The sequence below is a fragment of the Desulfovibrio sp. UIB00 genome (assembly GCF_022508225.1).
Taxonomy (GTDB): Bacteria; Desulfobacterota; Desulfovibrionia; order Desulfovibrionales; family Desulfovibrionaceae; genus Desulfovibrio.
Genome location: NZ_JAETXJ010000004.1, coordinates 37573 through 63340 on the forward strand (window position 1 = coordinate 37573; position 25768 = coordinate 63340).

Annotated in this window: 20 protein-coding genes; 12 read left to right on the forward strand and 8 right to left on the reverse strand. The window is 59.8% G+C overall.

Annotated features, from left to right (window positions below; all coding sequences use genetic code 11):
• Nucleotides 1-205: 205 nt before the first annotated feature.
• The 4 genes from JMF94_RS08030 to queD all read left to right on the forward strand — a co-directional run bounded on the left by JMF94_RS08030 (nt 206) and on the right by queD (nt 4065).
• Nucleotides 206-982 carry a 50S ribosomal protein L11 methyltransferase gene (locus tag JMF94_RS08030; protein WP_240824620.1) on the forward strand — a complete coding sequence of 259 codons (777 nt, stop codon included), beginning with the start codon at nt 206-208 and terminating at the stop codon, nt 980-982.
• Nucleotides 979-2727 carry a YcaO-like family protein gene (locus tag JMF94_RS08035; RefSeq protein ID WP_240824621.1) on the forward strand — a complete coding sequence of 583 codons (1749 nt, stop codon included), beginning with the start codon at nt 979-981 and terminating at the stop codon, nt 2725-2727. The genes JMF94_RS08030 and JMF94_RS08035 overlap by 4 nt, the downstream gene beginning before the upstream one ends.
• 334 nt (nt 2728-3061) lie before the next feature.
• Entirely contained in the window at nt 3062-3700 is a 639-nt protein-coding gene (gene queE, locus JMF94_RS08040) for a 7-carboxy-7-deazaguanine synthase (protein ID WP_240824622.1), read from the forward strand.
• Nucleotides 3701-3708: 8 nt separating this feature from the next.
• Nucleotides 3709-4065 carry a 6-carboxytetrahydropterin synthase QueD gene (queD, locus tag JMF94_RS08045; protein WP_240824623.1) on the forward strand — a complete coding sequence of 119 codons (357 nt, stop codon included), beginning with the start codon at nt 3709-3711 and terminating at the stop codon, nt 4063-4065.
• Nucleotides 4066-4279: 214 nt separating this feature from the next.
• Here queD and JMF94_RS08050 read toward each other — a convergent pair whose 3' ends face one another.
• Nucleotides 4280-5470, reverse strand: a complete 1191-nt coding sequence (locus JMF94_RS08050) for a biotin/lipoyl-binding protein (RefSeq protein WP_240824624.1) — start codon at nt 5468-5470, stop codon at nt 4280-4282.
• Between the two features lie 175 nt (nt 5471-5645).
• Between JMF94_RS08050 and JMF94_RS08055 the strand changes: the two genes are divergently transcribed.
• Nucleotides 5646-6368 (forward strand): hypothetical protein, encoded by a 723-nt coding sequence (locus tag JMF94_RS08055; RefSeq protein WP_192111493.1) that lies wholly within the window; start codon nt 5646-5648, stop codon nt 6366-6368.
• A gap of 466 nt (nt 6369-6834) precedes the next feature.
• Here the strand turns inward: JMF94_RS08055 and JMF94_RS08060 are convergent, their stop codons facing one another.
• The 4 genes from JMF94_RS08060 to ybgF form a co-directional block, all read right to left on the reverse strand.
• Nucleotides 6835-7752, reverse strand: a complete 918-nt coding sequence (locus JMF94_RS08060) for a manganese-dependent inorganic pyrophosphatase (RefSeq protein ID WP_240824625.1) — start codon at nt 7750-7752, stop codon at nt 6835-6837.
• Nucleotides 7753-7937: 185 nt separating this feature from the next.
• Nucleotides 7938-9056, reverse strand: a complete 1119-nt coding sequence (locus JMF94_RS08065; protein WP_276612865.1) for a tyrosine recombinase XerC — start codon at nt 9054-9056, stop codon at nt 7938-7940.
• The gene (gene dprA, locus JMF94_RS08070) at nt 9053-10438 is read right to left on the reverse strand and encodes a DNA-processing protein DprA (RefSeq protein ID WP_240824626.1); all 1386 of its coding nucleotides are present in this window, start codon (nt 10436-10438) and stop codon (nt 9053-9055) included. The genes JMF94_RS08065 and dprA overlap by 4 nt, the downstream gene beginning before the upstream one ends.
• A gap of 42 nt (nt 10439-10480) precedes the next feature.
• Nucleotides 10481-11806, reverse strand: a complete 1326-nt coding sequence (gene ybgF, locus JMF94_RS08075; protein WP_240824627.1) for a tol-pal system protein YbgF — start codon at nt 11804-11806, stop codon at nt 10481-10483.
• Nucleotides 11807-12267: 461 nt separating this feature from the next.
• Between ybgF and JMF94_RS08080 the strand changes: the two genes are divergently transcribed.
• The gene (locus JMF94_RS08080) at nt 12268-13287 is read left to right on the forward strand and encodes a hypothetical protein (protein ID WP_240824628.1); all 1020 of its coding nucleotides are present in this window, start codon (nt 12268-12270) and stop codon (nt 13285-13287) included.
• A gap of 120 nt (nt 13288-13407) precedes the next feature.
• Here JMF94_RS08080 and JMF94_RS08085 read toward each other — a convergent pair whose 3' ends face one another.
• Both JMF94_RS08085 and JMF94_RS08090 read right to left on the reverse strand, forming a co-directional pair.
• A complete protein-coding gene (locus tag JMF94_RS08085; protein WP_240824817.1) occupies nt 13408-14694 on the reverse strand; it encodes a glycosyltransferase in 1287 nt (428 codons plus the stop codon).
• Nucleotides 14694-15974 carry a glycosyltransferase family 9 protein gene (locus tag JMF94_RS08090; protein WP_240824629.1) on the reverse strand — a complete coding sequence of 427 codons (1281 nt, stop codon included), beginning with the start codon at nt 15972-15974 and terminating at the stop codon, nt 14694-14696. The genes JMF94_RS08085 and JMF94_RS08090 overlap by 1 nt, the downstream gene beginning before the upstream one ends.
• 219 nt (nt 15975-16193) lie before the next feature.
• On the opposite strand from JMF94_RS08090, the gene JMF94_RS08095 reads away from it, so the two are divergent.
• From JMF94_RS08095 to tilS, 5 genes are all read left to right on the forward strand, one after another.
• Nucleotides 16194-16889 carry a bifunctional precorrin-2 dehydrogenase/sirohydrochlorin ferrochelatase gene (locus JMF94_RS08095; RefSeq protein WP_240824630.1) on the forward strand — a complete coding sequence of 232 codons (696 nt, stop codon included), beginning with the start codon at nt 16194-16196 and terminating at the stop codon, nt 16887-16889.
• On the forward strand, nt 16876-17703 hold the full coding sequence (gene ccsA, locus JMF94_RS08100) for a cytochrome c biogenesis protein CcsA (protein WP_192111486.1): 828 nt from the start codon (nt 16876-16878) through the stop codon (nt 17701-17703). The genes JMF94_RS08095 and ccsA overlap by 14 nt, the downstream gene beginning before the upstream one ends.
• A gap of 13 nt (nt 17704-17716) precedes the next feature.
• On the forward strand, nt 17717-19009 hold the full coding sequence (gene hemA / locus JMF94_RS08105) for a glutamyl-tRNA reductase (RefSeq protein ID WP_022658581.1): 1293 nt from the start codon (nt 17717-17719) through the stop codon (nt 19007-19009).
• Nucleotides 19009-19347 (forward strand): hypothetical protein, encoded by a 339-nt coding sequence (locus tag JMF94_RS08110; RefSeq protein WP_192111485.1) that lies wholly within the window; start codon nt 19009-19011, stop codon nt 19345-19347. The genes hemA and JMF94_RS08110 overlap by 1 nt, the downstream gene beginning before the upstream one ends.
• A gap of 139 nt (nt 19348-19486) precedes the next feature.
• Nucleotides 19487-20617, forward strand: a complete 1131-nt coding sequence (tilS, locus tag JMF94_RS08115) for a tRNA lysidine(34) synthetase TilS (protein ID WP_240824631.1) — start codon at nt 19487-19489, stop codon at nt 20615-20617.
• A 1097-nt stretch (nt 20618-21714) separates the two neighbouring features.
• On the opposite strand, the gene polA is transcribed toward tilS, so the two are convergent.
• On the reverse strand, nt 21715-24501 hold the full coding sequence (gene polA, locus JMF94_RS08120) for a DNA polymerase I (protein ID WP_240824632.1): 2787 nt from the start codon (nt 24499-24501) through the stop codon (nt 21715-21717).
• Nucleotides 24502-24595: 94 nt separating this feature from the next.
• On the opposite strand from polA, the gene JMF94_RS08125 reads away from it, so the two are divergent.
• On the forward strand, nt 24596-25723 hold the full coding sequence (locus JMF94_RS08125; protein WP_240824633.1) for an ABC transporter permease: 1128 nt from the start codon (nt 24596-24598) through the stop codon (nt 25721-25723).
• Nucleotides 25724-25768 lie beyond the last annotated feature (45 nt).

Sequence of the window (25768 nt, forward strand, 5' to 3'; positions counted from 1 at the left end):
CGGGGCCACTGGCACACCAGCCGACCGGCCAACAATGCCAGACTTCCCCTGCCGGGTCGAGTCCCTTTGGCGGGCCGAACCTCTTTGGCAGTGTGCTGGCCCTCCGCAATACCTACTTAATTAATAAGGATTGCCATACGCCTCAAATGCGGGTATAGTAGCTGACTTATCAAAGTCTTTGTATTCCCCTTTGCAAGGAACATCCATGTCTGACTCCCAGTGCTCGCCTCTGTCGCCCGAGGAAACATCAACCAGTCTTTCCCCGGCCCATGCCGCCGAACTTGAGACCCTGCTGGAGCGCATCCGCACCGATTTTGATGTGGAATTCGAACCGCTGCATGTGGACGAAAATCCCCTTCAGGTGCTCTCCATACAGAACATGAGCGCCCATCTGGACAAGCTGCTGCAACGCAAGGCCATCCACGATCCGCTCAAGGATCTGCCCCTGTGGGCAAAACTGTGGCCCGGTTCGTTTGTGCTGGGCCGCCTGCTGCGCAAATATGAACCGCAGGGCAAAAGCCTGCTGGAGCTTGGCGCTGGCTGCGGCGCGCTGAGCCTTGTGGCTGCCCGCTACGGATTTGCGCGTGTGGTGCTGAGCGATGTGGTGGAGCAGGCCCTGCGTTTTGCCAGGGCCAACGTACTGTGCAACGGCCTGGGCGACCAGATAGAGGTCACCCATGTGGACGTGACTGCGCCGGGGCGCGACCCGCGCTTTGCCAGCGGCTTTGACATTATCGCCGCCTCGGAAATCCTCTATCTGGACGACCTGCACAGGCCGTTGGTCAAGTTTGTGGATCGCCACCTCGCGCCCGGCGGCAAGGCCTTTTTCTGCACCGACGTGGCCCGCGCCAAACCCCATTTTGGCAAAATCGCGGCCAAGACCTTCAAGATTACCGAAGGCCGCATCGGCGTTAAATCCCATGATGAAAACGGCGAAGAACAGCGCCGTCTGTACAGTATTCTGATTCTGGAGCGGCCATGAACGAGCAGTTGCCCACCATAACCCTGGCCCCCTGCCCCAAGGGCTACACGCGCGATCTGGACAAAACCATGAGTCCCGCGCAGACCATCGCCCGCGTGCGGGAACGGCTGGATTCCTCCCGCCTCGACATTTTGTCAAAAACGCGCCGCGTGGACGTGGGCAGGCTTGGCATCCCCGTGTTTTTGAGCGTGTGCGGGGCTGATGCCCGGCGTATCATGCCTACCCGCAAGCAGATGGGCAAAGGTTCCTCCGCCGAACAGGCCGAGGCTTCGGCCCTCATGGAACTGATGGAGCGTTTTGCCTTTTTCAGCTTTTGGGAAGAGCGCCCCCACATGGTCAGCGCCACATGGAGCGAGGCCGAGGCCCGTTTTGGCAGTGATCTGCTGCCCATTGAGGCCATGCTGCGCTCGGTGGACGACCCCCTTTCGCCGCAGGATGCACGCCGTGTGCTCGACCTCACGCGCTGGCAGTTCTACCCCGCCACCCGCCTGCTGGACGGCAAAACTGTGTGGCTCCCGCTGGACTGGTTCAAGCTGCTTGGCGAATTTAACGGCACCTCGGCTGGCAACAGTCGCGAAGAATCGCTGCTGCAAGGCCTGAGCGAACTGATCGAGCGCCACGTGTGCTGCCGCGTTGACCGCAACCTGCCCACCACGCCCACCATCGACCCGGCGTCCTGCGCCTTTGACCCGGTGCTGGCCGAACTGCTGGCGGCATTTGAGCGCGAAGGCGTGCATATTGTGCTGAAAGATTTTTCGCAGGGAATGCCCCTGCCCACGGTTGCCGCCGTGGCCTGGGATCCCAAAACCTTTCCCGACAGCTCTGAAATCGTCTACACCGCCGGCACAGCGGCTTCCCCTGCCAAGGCGGCCATCCGCGCGGTTACGGAAGTTGCCCAGCTTGCAGGCGATTTCTGCACACGCGCCTGCTACGAGGCCTCAGGCCTTTCCAAGTACACGGCCCTTGAGCAGATCAACTGGCTTATCGAAGGCCCAACCGTCTCCCTTGCCAGCCTGCCCACCGTGGAGGACGCCGATATTCGTGAAGAACTGCTCACAGCTCTGCGCGGCCTTGCCCCGCTGGAGCTTTACGCGGTTGAAACCACGCATCCGCGCCTCGGCATCCCCACCCACTACAGCATTGTGCCTGGCCTGCATTTTCGCGAGCGCGACCGCAACCAGAGCCTTGGCCTCTTTGTGGGCCGCAAGCTCGTGGAAGAAGCCGATGCGGAAACTGTACTGCATGGCCTGAAAGTGCTGAAATCATGCTATCCTGGCGCGCATTTTCTGCCATTCTTTGAAGGCATGCTGGCCCTGCGCGCGGAAGACTTCAACACTGCCCGCAGCGCCTTTGCCGCAGCCGTGCCCCTGCAACCGGACGCCGATTCTCAGGCCCTGGCCTCCTTTTACCTTGGCTATACAGATACCCTTGAATGCCGCTGGCAGGAGGCGCTGCCCGCGCTGGCAGCCGCTGCCAAGCTCTGCCCGGACATGAAGGAATACGGCAATCTGCTTGGTGTGGCCCACTTCAAAACTGGCGACTATGCCAAGGCGGCTGAGGCCTTTAAGGCTGTGCTGCGGGTGGACAAAGGCTCTGCAATGGACCTCGCCAACCTCGGCCTGTGTGAAAAATTCATGGGCAATGCCGAACAGGCCCGCGAATATCTAAGCGCCGCGCTGGAGCTTGACGCCAGCCTGGATTTTGCCCGCAACCATCTGGCGGAGCTGGAAGGATCGGCTAACTGAACTGGCTCCATCCCCCAACCGGGAATTGGCTTGCCTGTCAGGCCTGATGGCGCAAATACGATTTTGCCGCGCTGAATGCGTCAGCGCCGGGGTTTTGATGCTACCGTGCAGGAGTACGGACGCGCAAAATCCCGGCGCTTGTTTTTCAAAAGCAGCAAATCATTTACCAGGACGCTGCCAACACCCCACTGATATTCTTGATAAAATACATATTTTGCCTCAACATGGCTCTGAGGGTATAAGAATACGCGCTTCACGCAGTAGGATTGCGGCTGCCTGCCTGTTGCGTAAAAGCGAGTGCACGGCAACTGTGCGGTGAAACAGGAGAAATATAGTGAGCTTTGCAGTCAAGGAAATTTTTTATACGTTGCAGGGGGAAGGGTTCCACGCAGGCCGCCCCGCAGTTTTCTGCCGTTTTTCCGGCTGCAACCTGTGGTCAGGACGAGAAGAAGATCGCAAATTTGCCAAATGCCCATTTTGCGATACAGACTTTCTCGGGGCCGAGAAATCGGGCGGAGAATTCAAAAACGCCGCTACGCTGGCCCAGGCGATCTGCTCTTTTTTCCCCAGCTATACGCATCCGGGCTATCGGCCTTACGTGGTCTTTACAGGGGGGGAACCTGCCCTGCAACTTACCGAAGAATTGTTGCAGGAATTGGGCCGCTGCGGTGTGGAGACGGGAATAGAAACCAACGGGACGCTCGCCCTGCCCAAAGGCTTGGACTGGGTTACTGTCAGCCCAAAGGCGGGAACAAAACTGGTTGTTACATCCGGGAGCGAGCTAAAGCTTGTCTGGCCTCAAGAGGGCATCTCCGTACAGGATTTTGAGCAACTGGATTTCAAACATTTTTTTCTGCAACCGCGCGACTATGCAGGTCAGTCACAGGCAACAGAAAATGCTGTCAGAATCTGCCAGGATCGCCCGTTGTGGAAGCTCAGCCTTCAGACACACAAGTTTATCGGGATTTCGTAGGAGAACATATGGATATTTACGTTACTTTGACCTTTGACGCAGCGCACCGGTTGCCCGCTGTTCCGGCAGGCCACAAATGCGGCAATCTGCATGGGCATACTTTTGTTGTTGAAGTTTATGTGCAGGGCGAAGTGTCTGAAACCAATGGCTGGGTTGTTGATTTTGGCGACATTAAATCGATTGCGAAGTCGTATGTTGACCATCTGGATCACACGTATCTGAATGATATTGAAGGGCTTGAAAATCCCACCAGCGAAAATATCGCCATCTGGCTCTGGGGCAAGCTGAATTCCCAGATCAAGGGGCTTTCAAAAATCGTGGTTAAGGAGAGCCCCACCTCTGGCGCCGTGTACACCGGGAAGTAAGGAAAGTTGGGGAAAAGATAGCAACGGACACATATGAGGGGTTGGGTGAGCCTGTCAGGCTGATTTACGCAAACCAAGCTTTCACGCACTGAACGCGTCAGCGCCCCACAGGCGTCCTAAACTCCGCCAGAGGACGGAATCCTGTGCCCACAGGGCAGAAAATTTCAGAAATTTCAGTTAGCCGCCCGCCCCGCAAGCCCCCCAACCGTCCCCTCTAATTCCAGAAAACCCTTGTCATAACCTCGCACTTCCCCAGCATGCCGGGTTCAAACTGCTTGCCCTCGCCATCGCTGATGGTTATGCGCACAGGCACGTAAACTTCCGGGCGGGCCGCAGTTTCCCTGGCATCCTTGTTGTCCGCGATGGCATTGGGCGGCAGGGGCTGGGGGTCGAGCCTGTCATAGACGCGCCCTTCAAGCTTGGTGTCGTTTTTCAGGGTTATGGCGCATTTCTGGCCCGGCTTGAGGGCATTGGCGGCATCCTGCGTAAAAAAGGCCAACAGCCAGAAGGATTTTTGCGCTTCCTTGCCCTCGGGCAGCAGCAGGACCACGGGTTCGCCGCGTTGCACAGACTGCCCCGGCATGGCAATACCGCGCAGAATGCGCCCATCTTGCGGGGCGTAGAGATTGCCGTCCACAGCATTTTGCGGCACGGCATTCATGGCAGCGCCCAGGGCGCCTGCCACGTACTTGGGCGTATAGCGGTTGCTTGAGGCCAACTGTTTGTAACGCAGCGCTTCCGCGCGCACTCGGGCAAGCTCCTGATCGATTGCAGCGCGCACAAGGCTGACCTGTTCAAATTCCACAATGGCCCGCTCCTTGGCAAGGCGGGTCTGAGCTTCCGCCTGCTTGACGGCTGCGTAGCGCGCGCTGCCCACGGCGCGTTCACCGCCCTGGCTATCAAGTGTGCGCAAGGCCAGTTGGGCGCGCACATGCTCTGCCACGCGTTCTTCGCGCGCTTTCTGTTTGAGGTCTTCATCGTGCCGCGCCAGTGCGATACGGCGCACCATCTCCTGTTCGGAATCCTGCGCCTGCTTGAGACGCGCTGTCGTTTCTTCAATGCTCGGCGGGCCAGCCATAACGCGCAGAGCGGCAGCTTCGCGCCCGGCCTCGCCCACACGGCCAGCGTATGCTTTGGCGTCCAGCCGGGCCAGCACCTGCCCTTTTTTGACGCGGTCGCCCTCGCGAACAGCTACGGATTCAACTTTGGCGGGGAATTCGGACGAAACCGCGTACACCATGCCATCGAGCATGGCCCAGGTGCTTGTTACGCGGCCAGATTCAATCCACCACCACCCGGCGGCAACCAGACAGCCCATCACCCACAGGGGCAGCAGGCGCAAAAACATACGGCCGTGCTTTTTCAGTCTTGGTTCGGGCATTTGCAAGTATATTGGTTCGGGCATGTCGTGTCCTGTGGGGTTGGAGCATTTTCATGACATTATCATAAAAACATGCAGATACCGTACCACATTGCCTGCAATGCTCTTTACAAGCCGCTCGCAGACGCTTACAAAAGCTGCATTCACGGAGAAGCGGCTTTTTGCCGTCAAATCTCCGCCAGGGGAGTCGACACATATCATGGTCTTATCGCGAATCTGCGCCCTGCTTTGCCTGGGCTGTCTGCTTGCTGGCTGCGGTACCACCCGCCCTGTAGTTGTGGTGGAAAAAGACGAATTCATGAAAATGGCGCATAACATGCCCAAGGAACTCCAGGCCCGTGACCTGCTGGACAAGGACGGCTCCTACACGGCCCCCATGTCTTTCAAGGGCTTGAAAGACTACGGCGACATACTTTTCACCCGCCTTTCGCCCTCATTTATGCTGCAAAATGATACGGCGCACGATGTGTATCTTGGCGAAACATTTTCCGCCACCATCCTGCCCGACAGCCGCGTGCAGCGTTTCCCCAACGGTTTCAGCATCAATCATGCCACGCAGAAGCTTAAAGTCAATATGGTCGGCATTGCGGACTGGAACGGGGACGGACAGGATGAATGGATAGTTTCCTGCTTTGTGGAACCCAAGAGGGGTGGGCGCACCCGCATTTATTATGTGCTGGTCCCGCCGCCGCTCAATGATCAGGAAAAACTCAAAGGCACCGTTGCTGCGGTATACGAGTGCTTTGGCCTTTCCTGCACGCTGTATGTGCGCGACAGCAAGGTTATTCAGCGCGATGCCGCCGATCCGCTCTTGCCGCCTACAGAAGTGCATGACGTGGTGCCCGGCTTGCAGCCTGTCACCACCCCGCCCAACAAGGCCAAGCAAAAGAGCGGCGAAGGTCTGGAAGAGCGCAGCCTGTAGGCCACACACTCGCCAACCACTGTAGTATAAAAAACAAAGGCTGTCGGTTCACACAGAACTGGCAGCCTTTTTTGCGTCCGAGCGCAAGCAGCATCGTCCAGCCCTTCACCTGAATTTGCACAGTAACATGAATGCGCTGGGGTCAACTGCCTGTCCCGAGTCCCCCCCCCCCGAATTTGCCGCGTCTTACGCATTCTTGCCTGACCTCGCGCGAGGATAACGATCTGCAAAAACGGAACTGCGTGCGCAAGGGAGCCACTGTTGGGCAGCCCGCCGCAACCGCACAAATCGCCTGCCTACACGGCACGATTATGACGCTGCCTCACCCAACGAAGGCAGCCTCTGCCGCTCAAAAGAACGCCAAGGGCTGCCGCACAATAAAGAACCCCGCCGGGGCAGGGGTTCGGTTCGCAAGAACCTGCTTCCCTGCCCCGGCGGGGCAAAACATTTCAAGCTAAGCTAAAGCTTATTTGAAAGCCTTTTCAAAGTTGGGCACGACCTGCTTTTTGCGGCTCATCACGCCGGGCAGCCACACGGATTCGCCTTCGGCCTTCACGCCAAAAGCTTTTTCCACCACGGAAGGATCGTCAGAAACGATCAGCATTTCAGAGCCTTCCTTCATGATGTCGGTGAGCAGCAGGAACACGCTGTGACGGCCTTCGCCCTTCACGCGGGCGATTTCGGCCTGAAGGCCAGCCTTGACGGGTTCCAGGATGGAAAGGTCGACCACTTCGAGCTGGCCGATGCCAACTTTCTTACCGCCCATGTCGAAGTCCTTGTAGTCACGGAAGACCAGGTCCTTCATGGAGGTGCCTTCAACGGCGCTCTTGACCTTGAACATTTCCATGCCCAGAGCCATCACGTCGCTCACGCCCGCGATCTTGGCCAGTTCTTCAACGGCCTTCTTGTCGGCGGGGGTGCAGGTGGGGGACTTGAAGATAACGGTATCGGAGAGGATGGCGCACAGCATGCCGCCAGCGATGCCCTTGGAAATTTCCACGCCGTAGAAGTCAAACATGTTCTTCAGCACGGTGCAGGTGCAGCCCACGGGCCAGATCCAGGCTTCCAGGGGCGCGGAGGTGGTCACATCACCAAGCTTGTGGTGATCAGCGATACCGAGCACACAGGCGGAATCCATTCCCTTGGGGGCCTGAGCCAGATCGGAATAGTCCACCAAGTACAGATTCTTGCCAGCCACGTCGGCAACAACCTGGGGAGCGGTGAGACCGAACTTCTTGAGCACGAATTCGGTTTCAGGAGTGGGCGCGCCCTGAGCGGCAGGGGTAACGTCCAGACCGCGCTTGCTGTACAGGTCGGCGGCGGCAATGGCAGAAATGATGCTGTCGGTATCAGGATTCATGTGACCAATAACTAATGCGGACATGACAGTCTCTCCTTCCGGTATTGTTCGGGTATGCGGTTCAGTGCGACCGCTTTGTTCTCTTTAGCACAAAGTCCTGTCCATGCCAAGGTCTTCGCACAAAAAAACCCGAAACAGATTAGTGGACACTCTACCCCACAAAACACATCTATCTGAAAATAAACAATATTTTTAACTTAGTGATTTTTTTATTTTTTCGTCGCCTTGGGATGGGCCTTGTCATAGGCTTCCATCAAATGCTCAAGGCTTACCTGCGTGTAGCGCTGTGTGGTGGTCAATCTGCGGTGCCCCAGCAGCTCCTGCACACTGCGCAGGTCGGCCCCTGCCGAAAGCAGGTGCGTGGCAAACGAATGGCGCAGGCTGTGCGGCGACACTGTAAAGTCCAGCCCGGCCCGGCGGCACAGGCGCTCCACAATGCGCGCGGCCTCCCTGCGGTTCAGGCGCGAACCGCGCGAACCCACAAACAGGGCCTGCTCTTCGGGCAGGGCCAGGAGCGGACGCTCGTCAAGCCATGCCCTGAGGCTCTCGCACGATGTGTCGGAAAGCGGTGCAAGCCGTTCCCGCGAGCCTTTGCCCATAACGCGCAACACGCGCGATGAAAGCTGCACATCATCAATATTGAGGCCAAGCGCCTCTGAAATTCGCAGGCCAGAACCGTAGAGCAGTTCCGCCAAGGCAAGATCGCGACACAGCAGGCGCGCGGATTCGGCGCTCTCTGCTCCGGCCTGCCCATGCTCCGCATCCAGCAAGGCAAAGGTTTCGTCCACATTCAGAGCGCGGGGGTGGCGTTTTTCCTGCCGGGGATTGCGCACCTGCGCGGCCACATTTTCTGTTACCACACCCTTGCGCTGTTGAAAACGAAAGAATGAACGCACAGCCGCCAGTTTTCTGGCCATGGAGCTTTTGGCCTCGCCCTGACGGAACAGCCAGGCCAGATAGGCCTGCACGTGACGCCGGGTGACGGTTTCGGGCCTTCCGAGGTCAGCATCCTGCCCGCGCAGAAATTCGATGAGTTGCGCAAGGTCGCTGCCGTAGGCTTTGAGAGTGGCGGGCGAAGCGCCCTTCTGCACTTCCATCCAGGCCAGAAAGGCATCAACAAAGAGCTTTGTCCGGTCGGGGCCGGGTTTGCGTTGCCCGCCAGCGGCCTGTTCCTGCGTGTTTGGCGTGGCTGCCTCGGTCAACGAGCCTTGCGTTTGCTTGCCCGCAGTTTTTTTGCGCGCTGTCGTTTTGGCAGCAGCACCGCTCCCGGCCTTTGGGCTGGCGGGCGCGCCGACCGGGCCTTTTTGCCCGCCCTGTGCCCTGCTCATGCCGTCACCTCATAGCGCGCGCCGGGCAAACGGCGCACCTTGCCCAGCATCTCAAGCCCCACAAGAGCGGCATTGGCCGCCGCAGCGCTCAGCCCTGCGGCATCAGCCAGAACATCTGCATGGGTGGGGCCGTGCTGGCGCAGATACGCAAGCAGGCCAGCGTTGCCATCAGCGGCAGCGACGTTTTCCGCAGCTGCGCGCTCGCCCGCGTTGAGGGGCTGCACGGTGCCCGCCTTGCTGCTGGCATCATCTATAATGGATACGTTTTCGCTGGCATGCTCCCCGGTTGGGGCATCCTGCCCATTGGCCTTGGCCCTGCCGGGTTTCCCCGCCGTCGCGTCCCGGCCTGCGGCACTGGATTCTGATGCCTTTAGCGCGCCTTCCGCCTTGGATGATTCCGGCGCGGGCACATCCTCCAGCAGGCCTTCCTCTTCACCGGGGACACTGCCCTCGCTGATGCCAAAGGGCCGCAACTGCTCCGCCAGATCGCGCAACACATCCTCGGCGCTGAATACGGCATGCGCGCCCTGACGCACCAAATCCTGACATCCAAGGCAATGGGCATCCAGTGCAGGCCCGGGCACGGCGTACACTTCGCGGTTTTGCTCCAGCGCCAGCTGCGCCGTGATAAGGCTGCCCGAACGCTGGGCGGCCTCCACCACCAGCACGCCCAGCGAAAGCCCGCTGATGATGCGGTTGCGGATGGGGAAATTGCCCGCATGTGGCAACGTACCGGGCGCAAATTCAGAGATCAGCAGGCCCCGGCGCTCCATTTCTTCAAAAACAGTCATGTTGCCAATAGGATAGAGCATATCAATACCCGTTCCCAATACGCCGATGCTGCGCCCAATGCGCGCAAGGGCGGCCTCATGGGCAACCCTGTCTATGCCCAGCGCCATGCCGGAAATAATGGCAATGCCGCAGGCCGAAAGGCAGCGCGCCATGTATTCGGCCACAGACCTGCCATGTTTGGTGGCCTTGCGCGAGCCAACCACCGCAAAGCCCGGCGATTGCAGCAGGGAAAGATCACCCCGGCAATAGAGCAGCAGGGGCGCGTCAATAACCGGGCGCAGCAGCACAGGATATTCAGGGTCTGTCCACAGAACTATGGACGCGGCAAGATCGCGGGCGCGATCCCATTCTTCCCTGGCAGTGACACGCCACGAACCCGTAGCCAGTTCGGCAGCCTGCCCCTTGTTGACGCCCGCCTCATGCCAGAGTTCGCGCGCCTGCACGGCGGCGTAGGCCGAGCCAAAGTGCCGCGCCAGACGTGCGGCAGAACGCGCGCCCAGCCCACGACAATGCCGCAGGGCAAGGCTGGCCCAGTATTCCTTGCGGGCGGCCTCGTCCATTACAGCCAGAGTTTTACACGGCTGGCTCATGCCGCCACCGCTGTATGGCCCAAGGCCGCTGCAAAACCCATTTTACCGGGCCAGACCTCGCGACCGGGCAAGCCCCGCCGCTTCAGAGTTGGGAAACTGCGACAGCAGCTTTTTGTAGGCCTGTGCGGCGCCTTCCTTGTCACCCATACGGCTCAAGGTCATGCCGGTTTTCAGCAGGGCATCGGCGTTTTTATGATGGCGCGGCCACTGGCTGTTGACCTTTTCAAACTGCGCCAGCGCATCCTTGTATTTCCCCTGGGCGTAGTAGCCCTCGCCAATCCAGTATTCCGCATTGGCGGCAAAGCGGCCCTGAGGATATTCCTGCAAAAAGGTCTGAAAGCGGCCAATGCTGTCTGCGGCCCGGCCAGACATGGCAGGCTGCAAGGCAGCCTTGTATGCGGCCTCCTCGCCCTTGCCGCTCTTGGGCAAGGCTGCGGGCTGGGCTTGCGCCGTAACAGCAGGCGTGGCGGCAGCGCTTGCCGCCGGAGCAGGTGTTGGGGCAGGAGCAGATGCAGGTGCGGCAGCGGCTTTGGCAGCCTTGCCCTTTGCGCCGTTCTTGGCGGCGGCATCACCAGGCAGGGGCGGCAGGCCCAACCCCGGATGCTCGGGCGGCAGAGCAAGATCAGAGACCGGCACGGAAGGCACGGGAACATCAGGATTGCCCCCGGCTGCGGCAACGGGCGGCAGCATGGGCTGAACCGCCCCTTTCCCGGCAGCGGATGCCGCAGGAGGAGACGCCGACTCGGGCGGCAGAGCGAAAGACGCAGTGGATGAAGCAGACGCAGAACCCGTCGCGCCCTTGGCGGCGGCTTGCGGCTTTTCTGCTGGGCTTTGCGGAGCAGTAGTCTTTGCCGCAGGAGTTTTGGGCATTGCCTCGGCTTCGACCTTGGCTGCCTCACGCGGGGTGGCAGCGGGAATGGGCCTGATTGTGGCGGCAGGATCAATGGCGCGGGCGTTGGGCGTTGCGGAATTTGTCGATGCCGTATTCGCAGGATTCACTGGGGGCTGGCTTGCGGGATGCTCGGAGCTAGTTGCAACCGGGCCGTGCGCGGTAAGCTGGGCGCTTTCCGGCTGGGCAGACGCAACCACGGCGCTTTTATGGGGCTGCGGCGGAATAATGGGCACCACTGTCATGCCGGTTTTTTGTCCGCCACGGGTGCGCACTTCGTAAACCCTGTTATTGAGCTGGGCAACCTGAGTATCAAGTGTGTTTACGCTATGCTCCAGCGTGCGCAACCGCTGGTCGGTCTCGCGCAGCAGCTTCTGGTTGGTTTCGCTGGTCGATTCCACCTGACGCATTTTGTCAGAAGAAGCGCACCCGGCAACCAGCGCAACGCAGGCCAACGGCACAACAATCAGTGTTTTCATCCCGGTCTCCAGCACAAGAGCATTCTTGCGTTGAAATATCGCTCAATGCATCAAAAGCCCGCAACAGACGCCCATCAAAAAAAATTCGGCCCTGCCTTGCCGCTTGCCCGGCTGCTATAGCTGCCAGAACTGCAAACGCACAAGCCCATCAACCTGCCAACCTTTCTTGTGCCTCAACCCCGGCCATATTTCAAGAACTCTTGCAGCGGCAGCGTTTTTCAGGCAAGAACAGGCTTGCTCACGCTCGTACAGCATAACAGATAAGGACAACCGAAGCGTCGCAACATCCATAGGGCTGTTTCACGGCCTGTTGATGTGCCTTGCTCCCCGGTTGCAAAACGGGATTTTGCCTTCATCCGCACGTACACAGGGGATTACCCGAAACACGGCAGGCGAAGGACGGCAATAATCCGCATGAACAGTTCCTATCCGGCATCAAGCCAGACCGGAGGCGAAGCCAGATGAATTTTTTCCAGGAAATGGCAGCGGCCCTGACAACTTGGATGGACGCGTTGCGGCATCTTGGACAGTCCTTTCCCATGGCGCGCATGGGCCTTGACGCCCTGAGCATTGCCCTGCCGCTCGCGGCCCTGCTGGCCTTTGCGGGCCTGGGTTTCATGTCTGCCGCCGCACGGGCGCTGGCAGTTACGCGCAAGCGCGCTTCTTATGAAAAGTGCGCGCGCCAGCTGGCCTTGCTCTCATTGCTGCTTGGCTGGACGCTGCTCATCTGTGGCAGGGTCTGGCTTTTCTTTACGCAAAGCTCCTATACGCCCGACTCCATCTCCGACTTCATGGTTGAAATGAGCTGGATCATGCTCGGGCTGGCCGTGCTTATCAACAGCATGTATTTCGCCTTGTGGAAATTCTTGCTTAAGCTGCCCATGCTGCATGTGGGCATGGGCGTGGTCAGCGGCATTCAGGGCATCATCGCCACCGTGGCGTCCCTAGCTGCGGCCCGCCTGATCACGGCGCTGGCCCGCCCCGATGCGGACATGCTGACCCTGGGGCATATTTATGTTCCCGGTTTTGGCACACCCTTCTGGTGCGCCCTTTTCTGGTCGCTGCCCCTGATGCTGGCCGTGGCTGGCGGCATGGGCGCTTTCTGGCTTGTGCTGCGCCGCAAATATGACGACTTTGGCCGCGACCACTACAATACCATGCTCCCCTGGTGCGCCACATGGGCGCGCAACGCCTGGGCTGTTTTCTGGGTTGTTCTGCTGGCATCCTCGGTGTTTGACGTTCAGAACGCCTGGCAAAACGACACCTTTACCGCCACTGACGCCATTATGGAAAGCGCAGAGCTGCTGCTCTGGCTTGTTCCGGCCCTGCTCTGGACATTCGTGGCCCGCAGCGCCACCCCCATGCGCCACAAGATCACCTTGCTGGCTGCACTTGTGTTGGCGGTTGCCATCATGCTGCCCTTCTACCTCAACATGACGGAAATCACCTTGCCCCCGTCCATGGCCGATATTGTGCAATAAGGGCAGATTGCCGCATGGATATGACGTAAAAACCCCGCCTCCACGGCGGGGTTTTTCGTATGCGCGCTACTGGCAAAAAAGGGCGTGGTGCGCAAAGGATTTTTCAGCAATATCAGTGTATTATTTTTTGCCGTACTGCCTGCGCCATTCATCCAGAAACAGCAGGGCAGCCTCGGTTTCCGTCAATACGCCGCTACGGGCGCGCAAGGCATTGATGACATCGTCAAATCCGGCATTGGGGCCAAGGCCAAGCCCCTGCAACATCGCCGCCATGTCCCTGCGAATCTCTGGCGAAAGCACGGCCTCAACATCGGGCGGCATACCGCCGGAAGACTCCATTTCCAGCGGCCATGGGCCAAGGCGCTGCTCCACAAAACCAAGCAGGGCGGCCATGCGCTGCTCATACGTATGATCGCGCAGCACCCGCTCCCGTGCGCGGGCCGCAAAGGCATGGCGCTCGTCAGGATGGGCCAGAAAATACTCAATGCCCGCGTAAAATTCTTCCAGCGTGCCAAAGGTTGCCAGTTCATCCTGCGCGAACAGCTCGGGCATGAGCGCCCGCCTGTCCACAAGCTGAAAGGCCCCCATGCATGCCAGTTCAAAAGTGCGCGGATTGACAAAATCACCCTTGCTCACAAGCTCCGCAGTGCCAAGGCTCGAGTGCAGATTCAGGTTGACGCGCGTGGCATTGTAGATTTTGACGCTCTCATCCGCATCAATGCGCGCGCCGCCGCGCTGCACGTGGGGCGCAAGCAGGCTCTCGCCGTCCCAATCCGACCCCCAGATTTTAAAATCACGCCCCACAAGCTGACGAAAAGCCAGCCGACGGTTGGGGTAACCCGCGCCAAGAAAGCCGATATCGGCCCCGTATTCGCGCTTTTCCTGCTCGGTCAGTTCCAGAGGCTTGTGAAAATCCGGCTGGGCCGCCAGCGGCAGATACAGGGCGTTGCTTTGCCCGATGCCCGAGAGCATGGATAAAAAAGGCTCTTTCTGGATAACGGCAAAAACATCGTACAGTGGCGCGTAGGCCTTCCAGTAATCAAAAACCTCGTGGTCTTCCACAAACCACATGGCCGTGCGCACGCCCGACCTGTGCAAACGCTGCAACAGGCTGCGCCCTATGGGAGCCTGCGCCAGGGCCAGCACCAGATGCGGCTCCTGCGCCTGCACCTGCGCCCACACGGCCTGCGAAACCACCTGCAAAAAAGAATTTTCCAGTTGGGCAGTCTGCGTCGGGGCCAGTCCAAGGCCGCGCAGCCCGGTAAAGGCCGGATGCAGCAAGGGAGCCTCAAACACGCGCACGCTGTGCCCCAGCCCGCTGAGAGCGCTGGCACAGTAACGGCCGATGGGCAGCGAACCGCCGTACATGGGCAGCACCACAAGAATTCGCAGAGGAGCGACGGGCATCAGCAGTATCTCCCTGGCGGCAACATCCAGTCCGCATCGTTGTAAAGCCATTCGTCAAGATTCGGCGCTTGCGGGGCAAGGACGGCGCTTTCGTCCGTCATGGACAGATGCAGGCGCGCAGCCAGAAAATCGCGCACATACCCGCGTTCCCGTGCATGCGGGTCACTGCCCGCGAGCAGGTAAGGCAACGTGCCCAAGGCGTCCATGCCCGTGCGCCACAACTGCAAATCCGCTGGCAAGGGCGGCCACGATTCCGCCTGTGCGGCGGCAAAGGGCGCGCCCGATTTTAGGCGGGCAAGTACGGCGGCAACGGAACGCAAAAGTTCCACCTGCGCCAAGGGCCGGCCACAGGCCACATCGTAGGGGCAAGGGGCTGTTTCAAGGCACGGCCCGCAGGTGCGCGCCGTCTGCCACACATGATGGCCCTCGCCGTATGGCCCGGTTTCGTGCAGCCAGGCCGAAGAAAGGAAAAAACCAAGCACAGGCACGCCAAGGTGCGCGCCAAGGTGCATGATGCCCGTATCCGGCGTGATCAGCGCGTCCAGCTCGTCTACGGCGTCCACAAGGGAGGGCCAGTCTGTTTTGCCGCTGCAATCATCCACCCTGTCGAGCATCTTGCCGGGCAACTGCCGCATGAGCTGACGGGCAGCGGGCTGCTCCGCCCTTGAACCCAGCAACAGAATGCGCGGGCCGCCCAATGCCCCAAAGGCCGTGCGCACAACCTCGGCCAGCACGGGCACGGGCAACGAGCGGCGAGATTCCCGCCCTGCCAGCACCACGCCAAGCCCTCGCCCGCCGGGGGTCGCCACAGGGTTGACCCTGCGGGACTCAATAGGATCTGGTGCAAAATGCGCCCAAAAATCCACAAGGTTCATAGTTGCCAGCGCGCGCCGCTCACTGAGGCGGAAGCCAAGCCGCGCCCAGGGCGAGCGCGAAATTCCTCCGGCCTCGGGTCGATACCCCTGAACCTGCTCTGCCTCAAAAACTCGGCACAATGCCGCAGTAGTGCCGGAAAAATTGCAGTTGTACACGGCTTCAAAGGGCAAGCCCAGCCAACGGTCCAGCACAGCGGTGTTGCGCGCCAGCGCCTCTGCCTCGGGCCTGCCGTGCACCGACAGGGCGTGCAGCTCGGCAAAGGGATAGAGCACCCTGGCCAGCGGAACCAGACTGGCATCCACGGCGAGATGAACCTCGCCGCGCAAGGCCAGGCTCAACAACAGGCGCTTGGTCTGCACCAGATCGCCAAAGCGTGCCGCTTGTATGACCAAAAATTTGGGCATGTCGTTCCGTATGGTTGTTGCTGGCAGTAGTCAGTTAATGGCCGAAACATGCGTAAAACTGCCAATTGCCCACAATCTAAGGCAATCTGCCCACCGAGGCAAGCAATGTGGGGCGCAACAATTGAAGCTGCGCAAAGACGGCAACGCGCTGGCCCTTTGCAAAATATTTCGCGCTGCTGTATGCTCACCTTCAAGCTTCTTTCACCATCTGGATCACACATGCGCGCACAACAGCCCTCCGCCCCGCTCTACCCCATATTTATCTCGCTTTCGGGCATCCGCTGCCTGGTGGTCGGCCTTGGTCAGGTGGGGCAACGCAAACTTTCCGGCCTGCTGGCCTGCAATCCGGCATCCGTGCTGGTGCTCGACCTTGCCGGACCTGCACCGGAAGCAGCGGAACTGCTGCGCGACTCAAGGGTACGCTTTGAACGCCGCGCCTGCGAGGCTGCCGACCTCAATGGCTGCGGGCTGGTATTTGCCGCCACGGGCAGCGCTGCGGAAAACAGCCGCATTGCCGCCCTGTGCGCCGCTGCGGGTATTTTGTGCAACAGCGCGAGCAATCCGGATGAAGGCTGTTTTCAGGTGCCTGCCGTGGCCCGAAGCACCCCGCTTGCGGCGGCGCTTTCCACTGGCGGGGCAAGCCCCGCGCTGGCCCGCCGCTGGAAGGGCGAACTTGAGCACTGGCTTGAACCGCGTTCGCGCATGGCAACCCTGATGGGTCGGCTGCGGCCTCTGGTTCTTGCCTTGGGGCACGATACAGGGCAGAATACCGGATTGTTCCGCAAGCTGGCAGAATCACCTCTGCAACAGTGGCTGGAAGAACACGACCATGAAAACTGTACGCGTTATTTGCAGGCGGCGCTTCCGCCCGCACTGCACGCCAATATAGCGGAGTTGCTCCATGATCTCCCCTGAATTTTCCACCGCCGTAACCCTGCTGCTCTATGGCTCCGCCAGTGTTGCAGGGCTTGCGGGCGTTGCCGCGCGCAGCGCCCTGTGGCGCAAGATAGGCTGTAGCGTGGCGCTGGCGGGCTTTGCCTGTCAGACGCTCATGCTCTTTCTGGGCTTTCACAAGGCCCTGCCCGGCGGCCTGAGCGCTGGCGCGTACTTTCAGCTCATGGCCTGGTTTGTGGTGCTCTGCGGCATTGCCGCCTGGGCCAAGCTGCGGCAGGAGATTCCGCTGGTATTCGCCACGCCGCTCGGGCTTATGCTCTTTGCCATGTCGGCCCCGTATCTGGCCTCAGTGGTGCAGGTTCCGCCCTCTCTCAACACCTCGTTTTACGCCCTGCACATCGGTTCGCTCTTTTTGAGCCTTGCCCTGCTGGCGCTGGCCTTTGCCGCCGGGGCGCTGTTTCTGTTCATGGAGGGGCGCATCAAGAGCAAGCTGACCATGAAGGGCTTTTGGCTCGACATGCCCGCCCTCTCCATGCTTGATAAAATCAACGCCATCACGACCATGATCGGCTTTCCCATGTACACTCTGGGCATCGTTTCCGGGCTTATCTGGGCCAAGCCGGTATTTGGCGGCACGGTGACGGGCGACCCCAAGGAAGTTATCAGCATTGTGATCTGGCTGTTCTACTCCGTGCTTTTCCACAACCGCCTCACCAAGGGCTGGAAGGGCCGCAAGCCTGCGCAACTGGCTGTTTTTGTATTTATTCTCTGCCTCTTTTCAATCATTGTGGTGAATACCTTCATGGAAACACACCACGCATTCATCCGGCGCTGACCGGGCTATCATCATGGACTGTGATATCTTTCTTGTCGGCCTGAATCATCGCACTGCCAGCGTGGACGTGCGCGAACGCTTTGCCCTGGTCAACCACTGCGATGAAGAGCATTGGGCCGTGCCGTGTGTTGGCGCGGTGAGCGAAAGTGTGATCCTTTCCACCTGCAACCGCGTGGAGCTGCTGGCCGCCGGCAACGGCGACGTGGCCGGACAGGTGCTTGAAAACTGGGCCGTTGCGCGTGGCGCAAAGCCCGAGGAGCTCAAGCCCTACGTCTACGTGCACAAAAATCTGGAAGCGGTGCGCCATCTGTTTTCTGTGGCGTCCAGCCTTGATTCCATGGTGCTGGGCGAACCGCAGATTCTGGGCCAGCTCAAAACCGCCTACCGCAAGGCCGTCAAATGCCACGCCACGGGCGTCATACTTAACAGGCTGGTGCACAAGGCTTTTTCCGTAGCAAAAAGGGTACGCACAGAAACTGCGGTGGCCTCCAGCGCGGTTTCCATCAGCTATGCCGCCGTGGAACTTGCCAAACGCATTTTTGGCGACATGAAGACCCACAAGGCCATGCTGGTGGGCGCGGGTGAAATGGCCGAACTTGCCGCCATGCACCTTTTGCAGTCGGGCATTGATGAAATTCTGGTTGCCAACCGCACTCTTGAACGCGGGCAGGAGCTGGCAAAGCAGTTCAAAGGCCGGGCTATCCCCTTTGAAGACATGGCAGAGCACCTGACCGAGGTGGACATCATCATCACCTCCACCGGCTCGCAGGAACCCATCATCCGCGCGCGCGACATTCGCGCCGTGCTCAAGGCCCGCAAAAACAGGCCCATGTTCTTTATCGACATTGCCGTGCCGCGCGACATCGACCCGGACGTCAACGGCCTCGACAACGTCTATCTGTACGACATTGACGATCTCAAGGAAGTGGTGGAAGAAAACCTCGCCACCCGCCGTGACGAAGCCGCCAAGGCCGCCGATATCGTCAATGAGGAAGTGCTGCTGTTCTCCCGCTGGCTTTCAAGCCTCGACGTGCAGCCCACCATCGTTGACCTCATCCAGCGCGGCGAACGCATGGGGCAGGAAGAACTGGCCAAGACCCTCAAAAGGCTCGGCCCGGTAAACGATGAAACCCGCGATGCCCTTGAGGCTCTGGTGGGTGCGCTGGTGCGCAAGCTCAACCATGATCCCATCATGTTTCTCAAGCGCGGCAGCATGTCCCAGGAGGGCAACGGCCCGCGCATCAGCATTGCGCGCCGTATTTTCAATCTGGATAAAACTGGCTGCCCTTATTCGGAGGAACACTGATGCGCTGGTACGGAATTGACGACATTACAGAAGAAGATACCGCAAAACTGAGTGCCACCCTCACCGAGATGGAGCTTACCTCGGGTATGGACGGCCTATTCTGGCTGCCCGTTCCCGCCGACATGCTCTCGCCTGTGCAGCAGGAGCATGAAGAAAGCTGCGGCCCCCACGTTATGGGCCTTGAAATTGAAGAAAATTTTGTGCGCCTTGAACTGCTGGTGCGCGCGCGTGGCCGCATGCGCTGCGAATGTGTGCACTATGCCTCGCCCGAACTGCGCGACCGCATGATCGTATGGCTTGAGAACCTGCTGGTTGAACTGGGCATCAATCCGGCCTAGGCGCTGTTTTTCGACATGGCTTTTTGGGGGCGGCGCCTGCTGCTCCCAAAAGTCCTTTCAACGCTAGTTATTCCAGCCTCGCAGGCTCAAATCTCTCAGGGCCGATCTTCTGCCCATACATCCTTGCCGCAGGCATGCCATGATCAAATCTGCGCCTACGCTGCAAAACATCCCGCCCGCTACGGCCCGTCTTTGCCTTGAGGTGGAGCGCTTCTGCCTGACGCAGCTTGGGCTTGCAAAAGGTTCGCGGCTGTTGCTGGCCCTCTCTGGCGGAGCCGATTCCACGGCGCTGGCCTTTGTACTACGCCTGCTGGCCCCACGGCTGGGGCTGAGCGTCCACGCCTTGAGCGTTGACCACGGCTTGCGGAAAGAATCTGCGCAAGACGCTGTATTTACACTCCAGTTATGCAATATTCTGAACATCCCCTGCACAGTGCGGCAAGCCGATGTGCGCAAGCTTGCCGAAAACAGCGGCTTTGGCATTGAAGATGCCGCCCGGCGCTTGCGCTATGCCCTGCTTGAGCAGGAACGCGTTGCCGTGAGGGCCGACTTTATCGCCCTGGGGCACCACGCAGGCGATGTGAGCGAGGACGTATTGCTGCGCCTCACGCGCGGCACAGGCTGGCCCGCCCTTGGCGGCATGGCCGCCCGCGATGACGAGCGCCATCTGCTCCGCCCGCTGCTGGCAACGGACGCGCAATCGCTGAGAGCTTTGCTGGTCGAATGCGGCATTGACTGGCGCGAGGATGCCAGCAACCAGAGCCGCCAATACAAGCGCAACAGGCTGCGGCTGGATGTGCTGCCCCTGCTGCGCGAAGAGAACCCATCCCTTGACCGCACCCTGCACGATCTCTGGCAAATGGCGCGCATGGATGAGGATTACTGGAATACCGCGTTGGATGCGGCTCTGGCTGAGCATCCGTGGATTGTGGGGGGGAGTGAAGCGGAGCTTTCAGCAAAGAAAAATATTGCTGAAGGCCCCAGCCTGACATTGCCCGCAAAGTTGCTGGCAAGTCTGCACCCTGCGGCCCGCTTGCGCCTGTATGTGCGGGCTGTGCGTTTTTTGTGCCGCCCTGCGGTGGGGTGTGGTGGTGAGGATTCTGACAGCTCGGGGCAGATTCACGGTCAGGCAAGGGCACGCACCCTGCTGGCTTTGGATGATGCCCTTGCCAAGGGGCGGGGGAATACGCGGTTTCAGTTGCCCGGCGGGTTGGAAGCGTATTTGAAAGGTGGGAGTGTTGTTTTTCGCCGCTGCGCGGCTGGCAGATAACTGGATTTTGCCGCCTTCGGGCACGGGGTTTCGCCCTCTGGCCACAATGATTTGGTTTGCTGCCCTGCGGGCACTTGGTTTCGCCTTTCGGCGAAGGTTATGCGCCTCCCCGGCGCGGGGCAAAGGGGGCCTGTTAGGGGCTGCGCCCCCTTCATCCTGATGCCAAATCCCGTTTTACGGGCTTTGGGCCGCCATCGGCGTCTACGCCGCCGGGCGGTAAGGCACGAAAATCTGTCGCTTACGGCGCGGCAAAGCCGCGACCTACTCCTGATTTCCGGTCGTGTTGACGTTGCCAACACTCCGTCGGGGCTGCGCCCCTTTTGCCCCCTTGCATCCCCCCCCGAAGCGCCCCCAAGAAAACTTTCAACTTACGCAAAACGGCGAGGGCACGCGGCTTACGCTGCGGGAGCTTCCTTCCCTCGCTCCGCTCGCTCAGGCGATCTCCCTCTGCGCCGCGTAAATGCCAGAGTACGCTTTCGCTTCGAGCGGAAGTCCGCTTCAGCCAAATACCTTTGATACAGTTAGTACTTTAGGTAATTGCTTCGCTGCCATTTCTGTCGCTTCAGGACTTTTCATCATTGCGAGGCGTTCAAAAAACTCCAAATTGCAATACTAGGCATAACCTTTTGCTACTTTGCCTGCACTAATGTTGAATTCAATTCGCTCATAAGTGGGCCGACAACTTCCGTATTAATAAAATTTCGCCATCAGGAGCTGGTCGCGGAGTCGCCTTCCTTATACTCGCCGGAGCGAAAGCGGAGGCGATGGCTGGTGTTGGGCTAATTTGCAAAATACGCGTTTTGCGGGCTGAAAAGAAAGCGCCGGGATTTTGAGCGCAGCGTACTCAAGTACGTGAGCATCAAAATCCCGGCGCTGACGCATTCAAGCCACAAAAGTCGGGTTTGCGTAAATCAGCCTGACAGGCTCACCCCAAACCGCAAGGCAACCATTTGCATGGAGGGGTTCATTCCTGGCGCAAGATGGATTTTGTTCTCAGGCAAGGAAGACAAGGCGGCTTTGAGGGAGTGTGCTTTTGGCACTCGACCGAAAAAGCCGCCGCAGTCTGACGCAGCCTGAGGACAAAAGACGCTTGCGCCCTAGTGGGCGGAGCCCCAATCACGCCCCTGCCCCCAATCCACAACCAGCGGCACAGACAAAGCCACGCCGCCCGGCATAACCCCGCCCATAAGCGCCGCCACCCGTTCACCCGCAGCAGCCGCAGCCTCCGTGGGTACTTCCAGCAAAAGCTCGTCATGCACCTGCAAAAGCAACCGGGCATCCAGACGCTTCAACTCCGCATCATGGGCCACAGCCAGCATGGCAAGCTTGATGATATCCGCCGCTGACCCCTGAATCACGGTATTGATAGCCTGTCGCCGCGCCAGCGCGTAGTTCTGCCCGTTGGCGGAATGGATATCGGGCAACAAGCGCCGCCGACCACCAAGGGTGGTCACATAGCCCTGCCGCTTGGCAACAGCCTCCACCTCTTCATAAAACTGCTTCAGGCCTGTAAGCCGCTCAAAATAGCGGGCAATGAATTCCTTGGCCTCGTTGGTCGTGATTTTCAGTTCCTGAGCCAGCTTTTGCGCGCCCATGCCGTAAATAAGACCAAAGTTGATGGTCTTGGCGTTGCGCCGCTGGTCGGGGCTGACCTCGCTGGACGGCAGATCATACACCAGCGCAGCCGTGCGGGCGTGGATGTCCTCGCCGTTGCGGAAGGCCTCAATCAGGGCAGTATCCTGTGACATGTGGGCCAGTACGCGCAGTTCAACCTGCGAATAGTCGGCGGAAACAAGGGCATGATCGGGCCCGGCGATAAAGCACGAGCGCATGCGCTTGCCCAGCGGCCCGCGCACGGGGATGTTCTGAAGATTGGGATTGCTGGACGAAAGCCGCCCCGTGGCCGTGGCCTTCTGGTTAAAGGTCGTATGGATGCGCCCGCGCGGGTCCACAAGACGCGGCAGGGGGTCCAGATAGGTGGAGCGCATTTTTTCCAGTTTGCGGAACTGGAGGATGCTCTCCACCACGGGATGCTGCCCGGCTAGTTTTTCCAGCGTTTCCTGATTGGTGGATGCCTGCCCGCCACGGGTTTTGCGCGGCGAGGGCAGCTTGAGCGTGTTGAACAATACCTCGCCAAGCTGCTGGGCCGAGCGGATGTTGAACGTGGTTCCCGCTGCGGTAAAAACCTCCTGCGTGAGCCTGTCGATCTCGCCCTGCACATCTGAAAGAAAGGACTGAAAGGCCGCTGCGTCAATGGCGACCCCGCGCGCCTCCATCTGGGCCAGCACGGGCGTGAGCGGCAGTTCAAGCGTGCGATACAGCTCGAGCAGGCCGTCAGCCTCCAGCCGTTGCTCCATGGAAGCGGCCATGCGCTGGGCCATGCTGGCAGGGCCATTGCCGCCCTGCCCTTCGCGCAGGGGTATGCCCCAGCGCACAGCCAGACGGGGCCAGCCATAATCGCTTTCCTCGGGATTAATGAGGTAGGCGGCAAGGCCAAGATCAAAGAAGAACGGAGGATTGGCCTCGGACGGCAGCTTGCGCCAGCACGCGGCGGCAATCAGCTGGGCCTTGAGGTCAGACGTAACCAGCCTTTGCGCCCCGGCAAGCCACGTGCAGAGGTCTTCCACACTGCCGCCCCAGCGAAAATCATCACCGCCAGCCACCGCCACGTGGGGCGGCTTGCCCATACCACCGGGCCAGATGATTGCGGCCTCCAGCCCTGCGCAGGGGGGCAACTGCCCTACTTCGCTCAGCAGCGGAGCCTCGGGTTCATCGGCCACATCCAGCAGGCTCATCTGCGGGCCAGCCCCAGCTGCGGGGCGGGGCTTTGAAGAAGATTTTTCGGCGGCAGCCATCAGCGAACCCTGGGCAGCGGAGCGGGGAGCGCCAGCATCCGCACCAGTATTTGAGCCAGCATTTGATGCTGCCCCCTCAGATGTAATGACAGAAGGGGCCGGGAACGGAGACACTGCCGAACCTGTGGGGGCGCTGCGCTGCAAACGAGCCAGAGTTGCCATGTCGCGGCGCAGGGCGTGCAGTTCAAATTCGTCCGCCATGCTGGCGCACAGGGCTTCATTCAGCGGATTGACGGTCATGTCGTCAATGGTCAGCCCGGTGCACACATCCAGCGAAAGGGACGTGAGCTGCCGCCACAAAAACATATTTTCAAGGTGGTCACGCAGCTTGTCCTGAATCTTGGGCCCAAGCAGAGCAAAATGATCGCGTATGTCTTCAAGCGTCGGGCATATTTCAAAAATTTTCTGCGCCGTCTTGGGGCCAATGCCCGGTACGCCGGGGATATTATCGCTCGTGTCGCCCACAAGGGCCTGCACATCGGCCCACTGGTCGGGCCTGAGGCCGCTTTCTGCCGTAAAATCTGCGGCAGAAAGCAGCTTTTCTTCCTTGGATGCAGGGTCCCACATGTACACGTTGGGGCCGAGGCACTGCTTGAGGTCTTTATCGCCGCTCACAATAATCACGGGCCGCTGGGCGGAGAAACGCGCCGCCAGCGAGGCAATGCAGTCGTCAGCCTCGCAGCCGTCAGAAATCTCGACTGGAATGCCAAGAGCTTTGACCATGCGCACGATGGGATCCATCTGCCGCACCAGATCTTCGGGGGTAGCGTCACGGTTGGCCTTGTACAGCGGGTACAGATCGTGACGGAAGTTCTTGCCCTTGCCATCCTTGACGAAGAGAAAATGGGCGGGCCGCTCATCACGCAGGATGCGCAGCAATACACGCGTTACCACCACCAGCGCGTTGGTGGGAAAGCCGTCGGAGCGCTGCATGTTCTTGTTGGCAAAAAAACCGCGATATATAAAGGCAGAGCCGTCCATAAGAAAGACAGGCTCGGCAGAAAGATTGAGGCGTTGTTTCAGCGACATGACAGCCCGGTGGTTTGGGGTTTCAAAAAGATTTCAAAACGGTTCGCAGGCCAGGACGCTTGCGAAGATGTTGTGCTACGCGTATAGTATAGTGATGGAAACAAGTCCGCAAGTGACCGTATCTGTTCAGGGGCCGCTGCTGCGCGTGAGCGTTGGCGGGCGCTGGAATTTGGACGAACCATGGCCTCTGGAGGCCATGGCCGCCCTGAGCCAGATAGCCGACCAGCGCATCCGCGAGGTGTGCCTTGAAAGCGCCGCCCTTGGACAGTGGGACAGCACCCTGCTGGTTTTTCTGGTGCAGATGGTCAAGGCGGCGCGCGCCCGTGATCTGCCGGTGCATACGGAACTGCCCGAAGGCCTTGAGCGCCTTATCAAACTGGCCTTTGCTGTTCCTGCCAAGGCAGGCTCCGAACGCAGCAAAACCGATGCGGGCTTTGTGACCCGCGTGGGCGAATGCGTGCTGGCTCTGCGGCCCAAGCTCGAGGACTTTCTTAATTTTCTTGGCGAGATTGTACTTTCCATCTGGCGGCTGTTTCTTGGCAGGGCCAAGATGCGCCCTATGGACCTGTTTGCCGCCATGCACGAATGCGGCGTGGCCGCATTGCCCATCATTTCGCTCACGAGCCTGCTGTTTGGCCTGATTCTGGCCTTTGTGGGCGCGGTGCAGCTCACCCAGTTTGGCGCGCAGATTTATGTTGCGGGCCTTGTGGGTATCGGCATGCTGCGGGTCATGGGGGCCATCATGGTGGGTGTGGTCATGGCGGGCCGGGTGGGCGCTGCCTACGCCGCCCTTATCGGCACCATGCAGGTCAACGAAGAGGTGGACGCGCTCTCCACCCTTGGCATTTCTCCCCACGACTTTCTTGTGCTGCCGCGCGTGCTGGCCCTCATGGCCATGATCCCCCTGCTGACCCTGTATGCCGACCTCATGGGCGTTATCGGCGGTTTTCTGGTGGGCACCACCATGTTGCGCCTGAACCCGATGGAATACATCAACGCTACCATACAGATGGTGCCCTTCAAGCATATGATTATCGGCCTTGTGTACGGCACGGTTTTTGGGGCCATTGTGGCCGTGGCAGGGTGCTATCAGGGCATACGTTGCGGACGCAGCGCCCAGGCTGTGGGCCAGGCCACCACCACGGCAGTGGTGCAGGCCATTGTGGGCATTATTGTGGCTACCGCCATCATCACCGTTATCTGCAACGTGCTGGAGGTGTAACATGCCTGACGCCGACCAGCCCTCCATTATCCTGCCAAATACGGA